The following is a 14,663-nucleotide window of genomic DNA, read 5'->3' as shown; positions in this document are numbered from 1 at the left end:
CGCTGCAGAAGAACGAGCTGCCATCCTTGCGCAGGTGCCAGCGATCGGTTTCCACCCGGCCCATCTGCCGCGCCACGCGCAGCTCTTCGCGCAGCACGCCGGCGCGCTGGTCTTCCTCGTTGTGCAGGATGTCGAGGCTCTGCCCCAGCACGTCGGCCTCGCGGTAGCCGTAGGCGCGCTCGGCACCCTTGTTCCAGCCGGTGATGCTGCCGTTGCGGTCGAGGGTGATGATGATGAAGTCCTGGGTGCTCTCCACTGCCAGGCGCAGGCGCTCCTCGCTCTCCCGCGCCTTGTCCTCGGCGAGGCGGCGCTCGGTCATGTCGATGAAGGTCAGCACCGCGCCGTCGATGATGTTGTCGGTGGTGCGGTACGGCAGCATGCGCACCAGGTAGCGCTTGCCGTCCTGGCTGGAGACCTCGCGCTCGATGGTGCGCAGGGATTCGAAGCTGCTGGAGGCGTCGCGGGCCAGGTCCGGATAATCCAGGCGATGGGTGATGTCCAGCAGCGAGCGCCCGGTATCCGAGGCGATAATGCTGAAGATCGCCGTGGCGCGCGGCGTATAGGACTTGATGCGCATGTCGCGGCCGACGAAGACGGTGGCGATGTCGGTGGAGGCGATCAGGTTCTGCAGGTCGTCGTTGATCTTGCCGGTTTCCTCGACCTTGGTCTTCAGCTCCTGGTTGACCGTTATCAGCTCCTCGTTGATCGACTGCAGCTCTTCCTTGCTGGTCTCCAGCTCCTCGGTGGTCGAGCGCAGCTCCTCGTTGATCGCCTGTAGTTCCTCGTTGGAAGCCTTGAGCTCCTCGGTGGAAGTCTCGGCCTGCTCGATGGTCGCCTGCAGCTGCTCCTTGTTGCGCTGCAGCTCGCTTTCAAGTTGGGAAAGCACGCTGTCCTTGACGTTCTGCTGGTGACCGTTGGCATCGCTGCTCATGGTCTCCTCGACTTCGTCGAAGATCACCAGGGCGAAGTCGGCGTCCTGGTCGCGGAACGGCCGGATGACCATGTTGATGTACGAGGTGCTGCCTTCGCGCTCATGCTTGACTCGCCGCGCCTCGACGCTCTTGCCGGTCTGGAAGGCCTGGAACAGCGCGGTGCGCAGCTCCAGGCGCAGCGATGGGTGGACCAGCGACAGCAGGTTGTGCGACGGCTCGCCGCCGACGTAGCGCAGGTAGCGCCCGGCCTGGTCGGACATGTGCACGATGCTGGAATCGTGGTTGACCACCACGCTGGGCGGCGCGTACTGCTCCAGTACGCGCTGGTGCAGGTCGGCGAAGGAAATGCGCCGGCGCTCGGCCGGGCGTTCGCTGCTGGCCTGCGGCGTGTCGGCATTGGGCATGATCGGCAGCGGCGACGCCGGCCGACCCAGCACCGCGCCGGCCTTGGCGCGGTAGATGCGGTTCTTCTTGTCCACCGGGGTGAACAGCTCCAGGCATACGTCGGCCGACTCGGAACTGCCCAGGAACAGGTAGCCGCCCGGCGCCAGGGCGAAGTGGAACATCTGCAGGATGTCCGCCTGCACCTCGCGGTCGAGGTAGATCAGCAGGTTGCGGCAGCTGATCAGCTGCAGCTTGGAGAACGGCGGATCGCGCAGCAGGTTGTGCATGGCGAACAGCACGCGCTCGCGGATTTCCTTCTTCACCCGGTAGCGGGTCTGCTCCTTGGTCACGTACTGGCGCAGGCGCTGCGGCGTGATATCGGGGAGGATCGCCTCGGGATAGACGCCGCTGCGGCCAATGGCAATGGCGTGCTCGTCAATGTCGGTGGCGAACACCTGGAACTGCCGGTCGCTCTCGCGGTACTCGACGAACTCGGCCAGCAGCATGGCCAGGGAATAGGCTTCCTCGCCGGAGGAACAGCCGGCGCTCCACACGCGCACCGGGGCATCCCCTGCCACCGGCATCTCGAACAGCTGCGGGATGATCTCCCGCTCCAGCGCCTCGAAGGCCTCGCGGTCGCGGAAGAAGTTGGTGACGCCGATCAGCATGTCCGCCAGCAGGTCCTTGGTTTCTTCCGGCGCGCCCTGGAGGAAGGCGCGGTACGCCGGCAGGTCGCCGAGGCGGTTGACCTGCATGCGCCGCTCGATGCGGCGCAGCACCGTGGCGCGCTTGTAATGCTTGAAGTCGTGGCCGGTGCGGGTGCGCAACAGGCCGAGGATTTCCTTCAGCGCAGTTTCGGCGGCGCGCGACTGCTCCGGGTCCTCGATGGAGCGGAACGGCGTGGCCACGTCGGCATCGGCGGGCAGCTGCATGTTGCGCATGGTCTGCCAGAGGTCGATGAGCTTCTGCGGTATGTCGCCCACCGGCAGGACGAAATCCACCTGGCCGGTGGCGATGGCGCTGCGCGGCATCTCGTCGTACTCGGCGTCATCCGGCGCCTGGGCGATGGTCACCCCGCCCTGCTCCTTGACCCGCGACAGCCCGGCCGAACCGTCGCTGCCGTTGCCGCTGAGAACGACGCTCACCGCGTGCTCGGCATGGGCATCGGCCAGGGTGCGCATGAAGATGTCGATGGCGATGTGGCGCGGCTGGGCAGGGTTGAGCTCGGTCACGCGCAGGTAGCCATCGTTCATGGTCAGCTGCATGGCCGGCGAGATCAGGTATACGCAGTTGCGCTCGATCGGCGTCGGCTCGGTGACCTGGCGCACCTTCATCTTGGTGACTTTCTGCAGGATGTGGTGCGCGCTGCTCTCGTGATTGGGCGAGAGGTGCATCACCACCACGAAGGCCATGCCGTTGTCGTTGGGCATGTTCTCGAACAGCCGCAACAAGGCGCCAAGACCGCCGGCCGAGGCCCCGATGCCGATCACCGGGAAGTTGAGGTGGCTGGGCTGCACCTTCAGCTTGAGGCCTTCTGCGGCGGGGATTTCTTCACTCATGACGCGGGCTTCCTTGGAGTCACTCGGCCTGTTCGACGGCAGGCCGAAGAGTAGCAGCCTTGACGGCGTTAGCCGATCTCCCGTTGCGCGGGCGGGAGAGAAAAACCAGGCGGTCCCTCGCCTGCCGGTGGCTTACGGGCTGGCTTTTTCCAGGGCCCGTTGACGAACCACCAGCACGCTGAACATCGGCGTGCCGACGTTGCCCTCGTAGCTGGCGATCCAGCGCCGCGAGCGCTCCACATCCAGCTGCAGGCCGCCACGCTGCATCTCCTCGGTCGCCGCCAGGGAAATCCGATAGGCACCGCAGAGCGGGCAAGTCAGATGGGTGCAATGGGTATCCCCGAGCCCCTTCGATTCGCTTCCACAGATAAAGCAGTTCACCTGGGTGTCTCCTTACCCGGATCAGGCCGGTGTGGTCATTTCCGGATTGACCGGGCGGTGCGACGAAGAGTTCGAAAAACCGCTCCGGGCGTGGCCCTGCGGGAGTCCATGGGCGCCCTGGCGGCCCGTCGCTACTGCCGGGAAATCGCGGCAGATGTCCACCTTTTGCCCGCCGCACGCCGCATTTTGTTTGAACGTTCGCCGCACGGGCCGACTCACAGTTCGTATCGCGCCACGCCCGCCCACGTGCGCGCAGGACTTGCACCCTGGGGGAATGGATGACGAAGACGACACACGGGCTGAGCTTCATTGCACTGACCATTGCACTGACGTTGGGCCTCGCCGGCTGTGGCCGCGAGAAGCCCGCCGAGCACCTGCCGCGCGTATTGGTGCGCGAGGTCGCCACCACCGACTATGCCGCCCGCCCCAGCGTGGTCGGCGATATCCAGGCGCGGGTGGAAGCGCAGCAGGCCTTCCGGGTCGGCGGCAAGATCATCGAGCGCAGCGCCGATGTAGGCGATGCGGTGAAGGCCGGCCAGGTGCTCGCCCGCCTCGACCCGAAGGACCTGCAGACCCAGGTGGAGAACGCCCGCGCCGCGGTGGTCGCCGAGGAAGCCCGGCTGCGTCTGGCCCAGGTCGGTTTCCAGCGCCAGGGCCAGCTGCTGCCCAAGGGCTACACCAGCCGCAGCGAATATGACCGCGCCCAGGCCGAGCTGCGTTCCGCGCAAAGCTCCCTGGAAGCCGCCCGCGCACAGCTGGCCTCGGCCCGCGACCAGCTCTCCTATACCGAACTCAAGGCCTCCGCCGACGGCGTGATCACCCAGCGCAGCGGCGAAGTCGGCCAGGTGGTGCAGGCGACCAAACCGATCTTCACCCTGGCCCGCGATGGCGAGCGCGATGCCGTGTTCAACGTCTACGAATCACTGTTCCAGGGCGCGCAGAGCGACCAGCCGGTCACCGTTCACCTGCTCTCCGACCCGAAGGTGCAGGTGCAGGGCCGGGTTCGCGAAGTGACGCCGACGGTGGATACCCGCAGCGGCACGCTGAAGGTCAAGGTCGGCCTCGACCAGGTGCCCGCGGCGATGGGGCTCGGCGCCGTCGTCGGTGCGGAGCTGGCACAGGCGGCCGAGCCGCGCGCCTTGCTGCCGTGGTCGGCGCTGTTCAAACAGGGCAAGTCCCCGGCCGTGTGGGTGCTGGATGATCAGGACCGCGCCCAGCTCAAGCCGGTCGGCCAGGTCAGTTTCGCCCGCGAGCGGGTGATGATCGGCGAAGGGCTGCAAGCCGGCGAGCGGGTCATAGTCGCCGGCGGCCAGTTGCTGCACCCCAACCAGAAAGTCGAGGTCGCGCGCCCTGAACAGGTCGCTGAGCCGGTGGATAGCAGTGCCCAGGCCGAGCCGCGCACCCAGACCCACTCCACCAGCCCGCAGGCCACGGAGGCGCAGCCATGAACCCGCAGCTGCCGCGCCTCGCCTTCCTCGCCCTGGTCACTCTCGTCGGCTGCTCCCGGGAGCCGGAAGCGCCGCCACCGCGCCCGGTACTGTTCGTCACCGTCAAGGCCGACGAGGTTCGCCAGGTCGGCCGCTTTGCCGGCAGCATCCAGGCGCGCTACGAAACCACCCTGGGTTTCCGCACCAATGGCCGCATTGCCGCGCGCAACCTGGATGTCGGCGACAGCGTGGAAAAGAACACCCTGCTCGCCACCCTCGACCCCACCGACCAGCAGAACGCCCTGCTCAGCGCCAAGGGCGACGCCTCCCGCGCGGAGGCCGAGTGGATCGACGCGCAGGCTGACGAGCGCCGGCAGAGCGAGCTGCTGGCCCGCGGCGTCGGCGCCCAGGCCAACCTCGACCAGGCCCGCACCCGCCTGAAGACTAGCCGCGCCACGCTCGACCAGGCGCGCTCGGCCACCAGCCGCGCCCAGGACCAGCTGGGCTACACCGAACTGCGCAGCGACTTCGCCGGGGTCATCACCCAATGGCACGCCGAAGCCGGCCAGGTGGTACAGGCCGGGCAGGAAGTGGTCACCCTGGTGCGCCCGGAGGTGAAAGAAGCCGTGGTCGACCTGCCGGACGACCTCGTCCAGCGCCTGCCCGCCGATGCCCGCTTCGAGGTCAGCGCCCAGCTCGCCCCGGAAGATCGCACCACCGGCACCGTGCGCGAACTGGCGCCCCAGGCCGACGCCACCACCCGCACCCGGCGCATCCGCCTGACCCTGGCCGATGCCCCGCCGAGCTTCCACCTGGGCACCACGGTCAGTGTGCTGCTCACCAGCCCGGTAGCGCCGCGCAGCAGCCTGCCGGCCACGGCGCTGATCGGCGACAGCACGGCCACGGGCAGCGCCAAGGTCTGGGTGATCGACCCGCAGAAGCGCCAGGTGCATCAGCGCGAAGTGGAGGTCCTGCGCAACCGCGACGGCAAGCTCGTGGTCGGCAAGGGCCTGGCCGATGGCGAACGGGTGGTCAGCGCCGGGGTGAACAGTCTGCAGGAGGGCCAGGTGGTCAGGATCGACGAGGGGACGCAGCCATGAGCGAACAGGGCAAGGAAAAGACCGGCTTCAACCTCTCCGAATGGGCGCTCCGGCATCAGTCCTTCGTCTGGTACCTGATGGCCATCTCCCTGGTCATGGGGGTGTTCTCCTACTTCAACCTCGGCCGCGAGGAAGACCCCTCCTTCACCATCAAGACCATGGTGATCCAGGCCCGCTGGCCCGGCGCGACGGTGGACGACACCCTGCTGCAGGTCACCGACCGCATCGAGAAGAAGCTGGAGGAACTGGACAGCCTGGACTACGTGAAGAGCTACACGCGCCCCGGCGAGGCCACCGTCTACGTCTATCTGAAGGACACCACCAGCGGCAAGGCGATCCCGGACATCTGGTACCAGGTGCGCAAGAAGATCACCGACATCAAGGGCGACTTCCCCCAGGGCCTGCAGGGGCCGGCGTTCAACGACGAATTCGGCGACGTGTTCGGCAGCGTCTACGCCTTCACCGCCGACGGCCTGAGCTTCCGCCAGCTGCGCGACTACGTGGAAAAGGCGCGGCTGGACATCCGCAGCGTGGAGAACCTGGGCAAGGTCGAGCTGATCGGCGCCCAGGACGAAGTCATCTACCTCAACTTCTCCACCCGCAAGCTGGCCGCGCTGGGCATCGACCAGCGTCAGGTGCTCGACAGCCTGCAGCAGCAGAACGCGGTGACCCCCTCGGGGGTGATCGAGGCCGGCCCTGAGCGCATCTCGGTGCGCACCAGCAGCGAGTTCCGCTCCGAGGCCGACCTGGCCGCGGTCAACCTGCGGGTCAACGACCGCTTCTACCGGCTCTCCGACCTGGCCGATATCCAGCGCACCTACGTCGACCCGCCCAGCACCCAGTTCCGCTACGACGGCAAGCCGGCCATCGGCCTCGCCGTGGCCATGCGCAAGGGCGGCAACATCCAGGAGTTCGGCGAGGCGCTGCGCCAGCGCATGGACCAGATCACCAGCGAGCTGCCGGTGGGTGTTGGCGTACACACGGTGTCGAACCAGGCCGAGGTGGTGGAGAAAGCCGTGGGCGGCTTCACCAGCGCGCTGTTCGAGGCGATCATCATTGTCCTGCTGGTGAGCTTCGTCAGCCTCGGCGTGCGCGCCGGGCTGGTGGTGGCCTGCTCGATCCCGCTGGTGCTGGCGATGGTCTTCGTGTTCATGGAGTACACCGACATCACCATGCAGCGCATCTCCCTCGGCGCGCTGATCATCGCCCTCGGCCTGCTGGTGGACGACGCCATGATCACCGTGGAGATGATGGTCACCCGTCTGGAGCTGGGCGACTCGCAGCACCAGGCGGCGACCTTCGCCTATACCTCCACCGCCTTCCCGATGCTCACCGGCACCCTGGTGACCATCGCCGGCTTCGTGCCCATCGGCCTCAACGCCAGCTCCGCCGGCGAATACACCTTCACCCTGTTCGCGGTGATCGCCGTCGCGCTGATCCTCTCCTGGATAGTCGCGGTGCTGTTCGCCCCGGTGATCGCCGTGCACGTACTGCCGAAGACCCTGAAGAAACACGAGGAGAAAAAGAGCCGGCTGTTCGGCTTCTTCGACACCTGGCTGCAGCGCGCCATGCGCCGCAATGTGCTGACCCTCGTCTTCACCGTCGCCCTGCTGGGCGTGTCGCTGTACCTGATGCAGTTCGTCCAGCAGCAGTTCTTCCCCTCCTCCGACCGCCCCGAACTGCTGGTGGACCTGAACCTGCCGCAGAACAGCAGCATCGCCGAGACCCGCCGGGTGATGGACAAGGTCGAGACGCTGCTCAAGGACGACGAGGACGTCTCGCGCTGGAGTTCCTACATCGGCCAGGGCGCCATCCGCTTCTACCTGCCGCTGGACCAGCAACTGCAGAACCCCTTCTACGGCCAGCTGGTGATAGTCGCCAAGGACCTGGAGGCCCGCGAACGCCTGGCCGGGCGCCTGCGCGAGAACCTGCGCCGCGACTTCGTCGGCATCAGCACCTACGTGCAACCGCTGGAAATGGGCCCGCCGGTGGGCCGGCCGATCCAGTACCGCATCAGCGGCCCGGACGTCGACAAGGTGCGCGACTACGCCATGCAACTGGCCGGCCTGCTGGACGGCAACTCGCACATCGGCGAGATCATCTACGACTGGAACGAACCGGGTAAGGTGCTGCGCATCGAGATCGCCCAGGACAAGCTGCGCCAGCTCGGTCTGGGCTCCGAGGACGTGGCGCAGATGCTCAACAGCGTGGTCAGCGGCACCAGCGTGACCCAGGTGCGCGACAACATCTTCCTGATCAACGTGGTCGGCCGCTCGGAGAACAGCGAACGCAGCTCGCCGGAAACCATCGAGAACCTGCAGATGGTCAACTCCAGCGGCACCTCGATCCCGCTCAAGGCCTTCGCCCGCGTCGGCTACGAGCTGGAGCAGCCGCTGGTGTGGCGGCGCGACCGCAAGCCGACCATCACCCTCAAGGCCAGCATCACCGACGACATCCAGCCGCCGGACCTGGTCAAGGTGCTGAAACCCGAGATCGAGAAGTTCGCCGCCAAGCTGCCGCCCAACTACAAGCTGGCCACCGGCGGCACCGTCGAGGAAAGTGGCAAGGCCCAGGGGCCGATCGGCCAGGTGGTGCCGCTGATGCTGTTCCTCATGGCGACCTTCCTGATGATCCAGCTGCAGAGCGTGCAGAAGACCCTGCTGGTGGCCAGCGTGGCGYCGCTGGGGCTGATCGGCGTGGTCGCTGCCCTGCTGCCCACCGGCACGCCCATGGGCTTCGTGGCGATCCTTGGCATCCTCGCGCTGATCGGCATCATCATCCGCAACTCGGTGATCCTGGTGACCCAGATCGAAGCCTTCGAGGCCGAAGGTCGCTCGCCCTGGAAAGCGGTGATCGAGGCCACCCACCACCGCACCCGGCCGATCCTGCTCACCGCGGCGGCGGCCAGCCTGGGCATGATCCCCATCGCGCGGGAAGTGTTCTGGGGGCCGATGGCCTTCGCCATGATCGGCGGGATCATCGCCGCGACGCTGCTGACGCTGTTCTTCCTGCCGGCGCTGTACGTCACCTGGTACCGCATCCGCGAGGACTGATCCCCGGACCTTCAGGTCGCCGGGCTACTGTTCGGTGATCCCGCTCAGGGTGATGCCGTAGCGGCGCAGCAGCTCGGTGGTCGGCTGGTCGCCGTGGTCGTCCTGCGCGGCACCGTAGTCGCCGGCCGGCAGGTTCTCGCGCACCCATTTGAGCAGGAAGCGCGTCGCCTCCTCCACGCTGGGCTGGGTGGCCTGGGGCATGTCCACGGTGCTGGTGTTGTTGTCCTTGTGGTAACTAATTACCCAGATGCGCATGGCAACCTCCTCGGGTGTCGGCGAGCAAAGTTCAGGTCATGGCCTCGGCTGGCGCTGCAGGGTCGATCTTTCGCAGCCTTACACCCGCTCTGAAAAATTGCCCGTGGCGATGTTCAACTTGTTTGCTCGTGGTCGATGAACGGAGCGGCTGCCGACCCACGAGAAACCGCGAGAAACCCGCGAAATAGCCGCTTCGCTTATCAATTGGCCAGTAGCAGAATGCACGGCCCCTGCCCTCGCCGCGTGCAAATTCCAACTACCGCCAACCGCAGATCAACGACTTACGGCGCTTTTGCGCTGGCCCGGTGGTTGCTCCCTTATTGCTACCGACAAGGAGGAACCTGCCCATGCCATGCACCGTCGACCGCACTTTCCAGAGCACCCGCGAACTGATCTGCCAGGCACTGCCCGAGTACGCCATCCACTTCTCCAATCGCCCGGACCAGGCGCTGCTCTGCTCCTTCCACAACCACTGCGGCGCGCACCTGTTCGACCGCGTCATCACCCGCCAGGACCTGCAGCACCAGCAGCAGTTGGACGACCTGATCGGGCGCATCCAGCGTGACCTGATCCTCGAGAGCGGTCCGCTGCCGGATGAGCAGGTCGACGTGTTCACCAAGCGCATCCCGCTGCCCACCTTCAAGCCCGGCCAGGGCAAACACCGCCAGCGCAAGATCGTCGTGGCCGGCGGCCGCCTGCGCGACCTGGCCGGCATCCGCCAGCCACTGCGCGCCTGAGCGCCACATGCGTTGTTGCCGGGCGAGCTGCGCGGCAGCGCCATTCCTGGCGAGCTACCTGCCCGCCACATACCTGCGCAACACATACCAGCACAAGGAGAAACACCATGGCCGAACATCGAGGCGGAAAAGGCAACTTTGCGGAAGACCCCAAACGCGCCGCCGAAGCGGGACGCAAGGGCGGCTCCAACAGCGGCGGCAACTTCCGGAACGACCCGCAGCGGGCCTCCGAAGCCGGGCGCAAGGGTGGGCAGCGCACGCGCAGCGCCGATCCGGACTGAGCACGGCGCCCAAGCAAGCGAAGCCGGGCAGCCCTGGCTTCGCTTTTTGGTAAGGCACCGTGTGAAGCGCAGCGGGGCAACAGACTCCCTGGCCGGCCAGGTGCTGGGCGGTTCGCGAGCAAGCTCGCTCCTACAGGGGGTGGGGTGCTTCGGCGCCCCGTAGGGCGTATGACGCGTCAGTGTTATCCGCCACGGGCATGTCGGCGGACAAGCTGTTCCCTGTAGGAAAAGGGTGCGGAGCGTTATCCGACTTCTCTCACGTCACCACGAATCGGCCTACAGACGCGAACACCCCGACCTGTCACCCTCCTCCGCCTTTCCTGAACCTGACTCCTACGCCGCGATCCTTCCGTGCGGCCCGGCACAGGTTTCCGGGAAACGCCCGACGCGCAATTGGTATTGCGGTCCTACAAGGCTCCTGCTTAGCGTTCCTCCCGCCACGGAACAGCCGTGGCCAGGTGTGGAAACCTGTTTGATAGAGCCTTGCTGTAGCAGGGACGACCCAGCCTTTCACGAGGCGGAGTCGTCCCTGGCTGTCTATGGCGGACCGTGTGAGGCGGGCTTCGGCCCGACCGGTCTATGGCTCTATCAACCGGTTTCCACCCTTGCACGGTCCGCCTCCCCTTTGGGTGGCGGTTTGATTGCTGTACTTCCTGCCCTGAGCAAGGAGAACGCCATGACCCCAAGGATCGAATTCCCGGCCAGCCCCGACCTGAGCTTCCAGACCTTCCAGCGCTTCGACCGCACCCTGCGCGGCCTGATGATCGACCGCCAGGCCTGGTTCGTCGCCCGCGACCTGGCGCGGCTGACCAACAGCCACTTCAGCGCCCGCGTGCCACGCAAGCTCGACCCCGACCAGTACCGCTGGGAGCTGCTGGCTGGTGGCCGCGAGGAGGAACTGCTGGTCAGCGAAAGCGGGCTCTACACCCTGCTGCTGGTCTACTTCTTCCACCCGGAAAACCGCAACCTGCGCCAGTGGCTGAGCAACGAGGTGGTGCCGGTGCTGCGCGATTCGCGCCTGCAGCAAGGCAGTGGCCCGCGGCACTTCCTGCGCAACGTGCAGGACCATTCGCTGGCGATGCTGGAATGGCAAGGCGGCGTGTGGATGCGCGTGGGTGATGCGGCGAGGCTGCTGGAAGCGGAAGCCCGCCTGCCACGCTGAGCCCCGAGCAAACCTGTGACAATTTTCAGCCCGCCTGCGTGCGGGCTTCTTCAGGCTGGATCGGCCGTCAATTTGAAGCTGACGTCGTGCACGTTGTGGCGCTCCACACTGTTACGGATGGAGTGATAGGCCTTCTGGAAGCCCTGCAGATCGCTGATCGGAATCCGCAGATGGCGGGCGACATGGCACCAGGCGCGGGCCTCGCTCATCGCCGGGTCGGCGACCTGGAATTCGTAAGCGCTGCCGTCCCGGACGAAGCGTACGCGGTATTGCGGTGCCGACAAATCATGCTGCATGGCTACCTCTGGCGTCTGCCTGTTGTGCTGCAGAAGACTGAGTGCGGTGCGCGCCGGTTCCGCCTTTTTTCCGCCCGGCGAGGGTGCCCGCAGGCGGCCATGGCGGTCAGTAACGGCTCGTGGCCTGGGGTTGGCTTTCAGTCCTTCGCGCCGCGCTCGTCCTGCTGCTCTTCGCGGTCGGCGACGTTCTGTGGCGAGCCTTCGGCAGCGTTGTTGTCCTCGCCCATGTCCTCGTAGGTCTTGCGCAGCTTCTGCAGCTCTTCACTGCCCATGTCGTCCAGCCCCATGAGCACGCGGTGGGCGTGGTGGGTGGTGCGCAGGAGCTCGTCGATCTTGATGTGCAGCGAGTCGGTGTCGCGGTTCTGGGTGCTCTGGATGAGGAACACCATGAGGAAGGTGATGATGGTGGTCGAGGTGTTGATCACCAGTTGCCAGGTATCGTTGAAGTGGAAGAACGGCCCGCTGAGCGCCCAGCCCACCAGCAGCACGCAGGCCAGGGCGAAGGTCAGCGGGCGCCCGGCCCATTGCGACAGGGCCTGGGCGAAGCGCGAGAAGCCGGCGCTTTTGGCCGTGGCCTTGGTCTGCTGCGGGCCGGGTTTATTCGGCGCGGTCATGGGGCGCTCTCCACGATAAAGGGGCCTGTCGGGTAGAGGCGCCGGCCTTAGCCGGAGTTCAGAAAACCATTGCCGCCAGACCAGCCGGTGACGTCGCGCACAGCCTGCCGCGCGGGCTTTTGTAGGAGCGGATTCATCCGCGATATGCATCGCCCAGCGGAAGACCGTGCCGGCGGGAAGCAATCGCGGACAGAGTCCGCTCCTACGGCACAGGTGGGCATTCGTGCGGCTTTTGTAGGAGCGGACCTTGTCCGCGAGGCCCATCCGCCCGCACGGTGTTGCCGGGAGGATTTCGCGGACAAGGTCCGCTCCTACAGGGTGGCTCCGACGTCATGGGTCGCGTAGGAGCGGATTCATCCGCGATAGGCGTCGCCCAGCGAGAGGACCGTGCCGGCGGGAAGCAATCGCGGACGGAGTCCGCTCCTACGCAAGCGCCCCGGATCAATAGGCATCCGGCGTGGTGCCCTTCTTGTGGGTGTTGTCGTGGTTCTTTTCCTGCTGCTTCTGCTGGCTGTCCTGGGGCTGCACCTGGCTGTTGTCGTCAGTGCGGCCTTCATTCTTCTGCTTCTGCTGCGAAGCCGGCGGCGTAGGTGCCTGGCCGGGGCTCTGGCCGTGGGGCTTCTCGTTGGTCGGTACCTGCTTGGTTGCGTCGGCGGCGTAGGCCGGTACCAGGCCGATGGATAGCCAGGCCAGCAGGACAATGGCGAACGGGCCAGCGGCTTTGCTGCGGTTGAGCTTGATCATGGGTGACTCCTTGGTGGGTTCTCGTCAGGGTTATTGGCGTGCCAGCAATTGCCTGCAGCGTGCCCTGGTGCAACACCCCAGCAGCGCGGGGCGGCAGGCACTGCGCCCCTGTTTCGACCGACCGGCCCAGGCGAGGCGGGTTCAGAACAATTCGCCAACGGGCAGGTGTTGCGCGGGGCGTCTCCCGCTTCCCTACGAACAGCACGCAGAGGGTTTGAACCCGCGCGCGGCAAAGCCAGTCCGGATGAATAAGCCCCTCACCATCGGACATCGCCATGACCCAGGACGGCCTGAATGCACTGTGCGACCTGCTCCAGGATTTCCAACTGCCGCTGGACGCCGACCAGCAGCAAGCCACGCTCGGCCACGCCCTGCGCAACCTGAGCGACAGCGGCCTGGACCTGCTGCCCAGCCCCGGCAGCGGTGCCACGCTGCGCCGCTGGCAGGCCCTGGCGGCGGTGGCCGGCAGTGACCTGTCGCTGCTCAAGTTGTACGAGGGGCACACCGATGCGCTGGCCATCCTCGCCGAGCTGGAGGGTGAGACCCGCCCCGGCACCTGGGCGGTCTGGGCGGCGGAACCGCCAGGCGCCAGCGTGAAGATCATCGCCCGCGAGCCCGGCTTCGTGCGCATCAGCGGCAGCAAGCCGTGGTGCTCCGGCGCAGCCTTGGTGGAGCACGCACTGGTGACGGCCAAGGATGAGCAGGATCGCCCGCAACTGATCGCCGTGACCCTGGACCAGCCGGCCGTGAGCATTGGCGAGGGCGGCTGGAATGCCGTCGGCATGGCCGCCACCCGCAGCGCCACAGTGGACTTCGACGGAGCACTGGCGCGCTGCGTGGGCGCTCCGCAGGCCTATCTGCAACGGCCCGGCTTCTGGCAGGGCGGCGCCGGCATCGCCGCGTGCTGGTATGGCGCTGCCAGCCGCCTGGCCAGTTACCTGCGCAACGGCCGCAGCGAAGACCCGCACGCCATGGCCCACCTGGGCGCCGTGGATGCTGCGCTGGCCGGCGCCGCCGGAGCGCTGCGCGAATGCGCCAGCTGGATCGACGACAACCCCACTGCCGATTCCGAATTGCACGCGCGCCGTGTGCGGGCCCAGGTCGAAGGCGCGGTGGAGGCCGTGCAATGGCATGTCGGCCATGCCCTGGGCGCCACGCCTTTCTGCCGCGACCGGCGCTTTGCGCAGATCGCCGCCGACCTGCCGGTGTTCCTCCGCCAGAGCCATGGCGAGCGCGACCTGGCGCACCTCGGCCTGCACCTGGCGAACCGGCAGCAGGAACGGTGGGCGCTATGAGCGAGGCAGCCAACCTGATTGCCGGTTCCACCGGCACGCCCGCCTCGGCCTGGCGCGGTTGCGTGCAGCTGGAGCGGCTGCCGCGCATCCGCCGTAGCGAGCTGCTGCCACCGGGTCGAAGGCTGGTGGTGGTCGCCCCGCATCCCGACGATGAGGTGCTGGCCTGCGGCGGCCTGCTGGCCAGCCTCGATCAGGGCCTCGAACAGGACCGCGAGGGCCTGCTGATCTCGGTCACCGACGGTGAAGGCAGCCATCCCGACTCGCCGCGCTGGACGCCGGAAAGCCTGCGCCGCGCACGCCAGGAAGAAAGCCGTACGGCACTGGCCGAACTAGGGCTGGACGTGCCGCAGTGGCAATGGCAACGCCTGCATCTGCCCGATAGCGGCGTGCAAGCCGCCACCCTGGCCCAGGCCCTGGGCGACTGGATACGCCCCGGCGACCGG

General features: G+C 66.9%; 14 protein-coding genes. 8 read left to right on the top strand and 6 right to left on the bottom strand.

Features of this window, described 5'->3' with window-relative positions; all coding sequences use genetic code 11:
* A partial coding sequence (locus QO207_RS30510; RefSeq protein WP_301535988.1) for a CheR family methyltransferase occupies window positions 1–2,875 on the bottom strand: 2,875 nt, incomplete at its 3' end.
* 132 nt (window positions 2,876–3,007) lie between these two features.
* Complete coding sequence (locus QO207_RS30505) at window positions 3,008–3,256, bottom strand: hypothetical protein (protein ID WP_301535987.1); 249 nt, start codon at window positions 3,254–3,256, stop codon at window positions 3,008–3,010.
* Between the two features lie 278 nt (window positions 3,257–3,534).
* Here QO207_RS30505 and QO207_RS30500 point away from each other — a divergent pair, with 278 nt between their 5' ends.
* From QO207_RS30500 to QO207_RS30490, 3 genes are read left to right on the top strand one after another with little or no spacing between them, the layout of a single operon-like run.
* Entirely contained in the window at window positions 3,535–4,704 is a 1,170-nt protein-coding gene (locus tag QO207_RS30500; RefSeq protein ID WP_301535986.1) for an efflux RND transporter periplasmic adaptor subunit, read from the top strand.
* Window positions 4,701–5,783, top strand: coding sequence for an efflux RND transporter periplasmic adaptor subunit (locus tag QO207_RS30495; protein ID WP_301535985.1), 1,083 nt, complete (start codon window positions 4,701–4,703; stop codon window positions 5,781–5,783). The genes QO207_RS30500 and QO207_RS30495 overlap by 4 nt, the downstream gene beginning before the upstream one ends.
* Window positions 5,780–8,836, top strand: a complete 3,057-nt coding sequence (locus QO207_RS30490) for an efflux RND transporter permease subunit (protein ID WP_301535984.1) — start codon at window positions 5,780–5,782, stop codon at window positions 8,834–8,836. The genes QO207_RS30495 and QO207_RS30490 overlap by 4 nt, the downstream gene beginning before the upstream one ends.
* 24 nt (window positions 8,837–8,860) lie before the next feature.
* Here QO207_RS30490 and QO207_RS30485 read toward each other — a convergent pair whose 3' ends face one another.
* Window positions 8,861–9,091, bottom strand: coding sequence for a hypothetical protein (locus QO207_RS30485; protein ID WP_301535983.1), 231 nt, complete (start codon window positions 9,089–9,091; stop codon window positions 8,861–8,863).
* 347 nt (window positions 9,092–9,438) lie between these two features.
* Between QO207_RS30485 and QO207_RS30480 the strand changes: the two genes are divergently transcribed.
* The 3 genes from QO207_RS30480 (at window position 9,439) to QO207_RS30470 (ending at window position 11,271) form a co-directional block, all read left to right on the top strand.
* On the top strand, window positions 9,439–9,828 hold the full coding sequence (locus QO207_RS30480) for a DUF3509 domain-containing protein (protein WP_301535982.1): 390 nt from the start codon (window positions 9,439–9,441) through the stop codon (window positions 9,826–9,828).
* 107 nt (window positions 9,829–9,935) lie between these two features.
* Entirely contained in the window at window positions 9,936–10,109 is a 174-nt protein-coding gene (locus tag QO207_RS30475; protein ID WP_301535981.1) for a general stress protein, read from the top strand.
* 676 nt (window positions 10,110–10,785) lie between these two features.
* Window positions 10,786–11,271 (top strand): Bro-N domain-containing protein, encoded by a 486-nt coding sequence (locus QO207_RS30470; RefSeq protein WP_301535980.1) that lies wholly within the window; start codon window positions 10,786–10,788, stop codon window positions 11,269–11,271.
* A gap of 50 nt (window positions 11,272–11,321) precedes the next feature.
* Here the strand turns inward: QO207_RS30470 and QO207_RS30465 are convergent, their stop codons facing one another.
* The 3 genes from QO207_RS30465 to QO207_RS30455 form a co-directional block, all read right to left on the bottom strand.
* Entirely contained in the window at window positions 11,322–11,567 is a 246-nt protein-coding gene (locus QO207_RS30465; protein ID WP_301535979.1) for a hypothetical protein, read from the bottom strand.
* 137 nt (window positions 11,568–11,704) lie between these two features.
* Complete coding sequence (locus QO207_RS30460) at window positions 11,705–12,181, bottom strand: low affinity iron permease family protein (protein ID WP_301535978.1); 477 nt, start codon at window positions 12,179–12,181, stop codon at window positions 11,705–11,707.
* Window positions 12,182–12,622: 441 nt separating this feature from the next.
* Window positions 12,623–12,925, bottom strand: coding sequence for a hypothetical protein (locus tag QO207_RS30455; RefSeq protein ID WP_301535977.1), 303 nt, complete (start codon window positions 12,923–12,925; stop codon window positions 12,623–12,625).
* Window positions 12,926–13,200: 275 nt separating this feature from the next.
* On the opposite strand from QO207_RS30455, the gene QO207_RS30450 reads away from it, so the two are divergent.
* Both QO207_RS30450 and QO207_RS30445 read left to right on the top strand, forming a co-directional pair.
* Window positions 13,201–14,220 carry an acyl-CoA dehydrogenase gene (locus QO207_RS30450; RefSeq protein WP_301535976.1) on the top strand — a complete coding sequence of 340 codons (1,020 nt, stop codon included), beginning with the start codon at window positions 13,201–13,203 and terminating at the stop codon, window positions 14,218–14,220.
* On the top strand, window positions 14,217–14,663 hold a 447-nt coding region (locus tag QO207_RS30445), incomplete at its 3' end, for a PIG-L deacetylase family protein (protein WP_301535975.1). The genes QO207_RS30450 and QO207_RS30445, both read left to right, overlap by 4 nt.

The organism is Pseudomonas sp. CAN1 (genome assembly GCF_030462585.1).
Classification (GTDB): domain Bacteria; phylum Pseudomonadota; class Gammaproteobacteria; order Pseudomonadales; family Pseudomonadaceae; genus Pseudomonas.
Note: the sequence above shows the minus strand (reverse complement) of the source record. Positions and strands in the feature narration are given on the sequence as shown.

What these genes read in the sequence shown, in the direction of transcription:
- QO207_RS30500 (WP_301535986.1), top strand. Translation starts at nt 3,535, where the DNA reads ATGACGAAGACGACACACGGGCTGAGCTTCATTGCACTGACCATTGCA.
- QO207_RS30495 (WP_301535985.1), top strand. Translation starts at nt 4,701, where the DNA reads ATGAACCCGCAGCTGCCGCGCCTCGCCTTCCTCGCCCTGGTCACTCTC.
- QO207_RS30485 (WP_301535983.1), bottom strand. Translation starts at nt 9,091, where the DNA reads ATGCGCATCTGGGTAATTAGTTACCACAAGGACAACAACACCAGCACC.
- QO207_RS30480 (WP_301535982.1), top strand. Translation starts at nt 9,439, where the DNA reads ATGCCATGCACCGTCGACCGCACTTTCCAGAGCACCCGCGAACTGATC.
- QO207_RS30475 (WP_301535981.1), top strand. Translation starts at nt 9,936, where the DNA reads ATGGCCGAACATCGAGGCGGAAAAGGCAACTTTGCGGAAGACCCCAAA.
- QO207_RS30470 (WP_301535980.1), top strand. Translation starts at nt 10,786, where the DNA reads ATGACCCCAAGGATCGAATTCCCGGCCAGCCCCGACCTGAGCTTCCAG.
- QO207_RS30465 (WP_301535979.1), bottom strand. Translation starts at nt 11,567, where the DNA reads ATGCAGCATGATTTGTCGGCACCGCAATACCGCGTACGCTTCGTCCGG.
- QO207_RS30460 (WP_301535978.1), bottom strand. Translation starts at nt 12,181, where the DNA reads ATGACCGCGCCGAATAAACCCGGCCCGCAGCAGACCAAGGCCACGGCC.
- QO207_RS30455 (WP_301535977.1), bottom strand. Translation starts at nt 12,925, where the DNA reads ATGATCAAGCTCAACCGCAGCAAAGCCGCTGGCCCGTTCGCCATTGTC.
- QO207_RS30450 (WP_301535976.1), top strand. Translation starts at nt 13,201, where the DNA reads ATGACCCAGGACGGCCTGAATGCACTGTGCGACCTGCTCCAGGATTTC.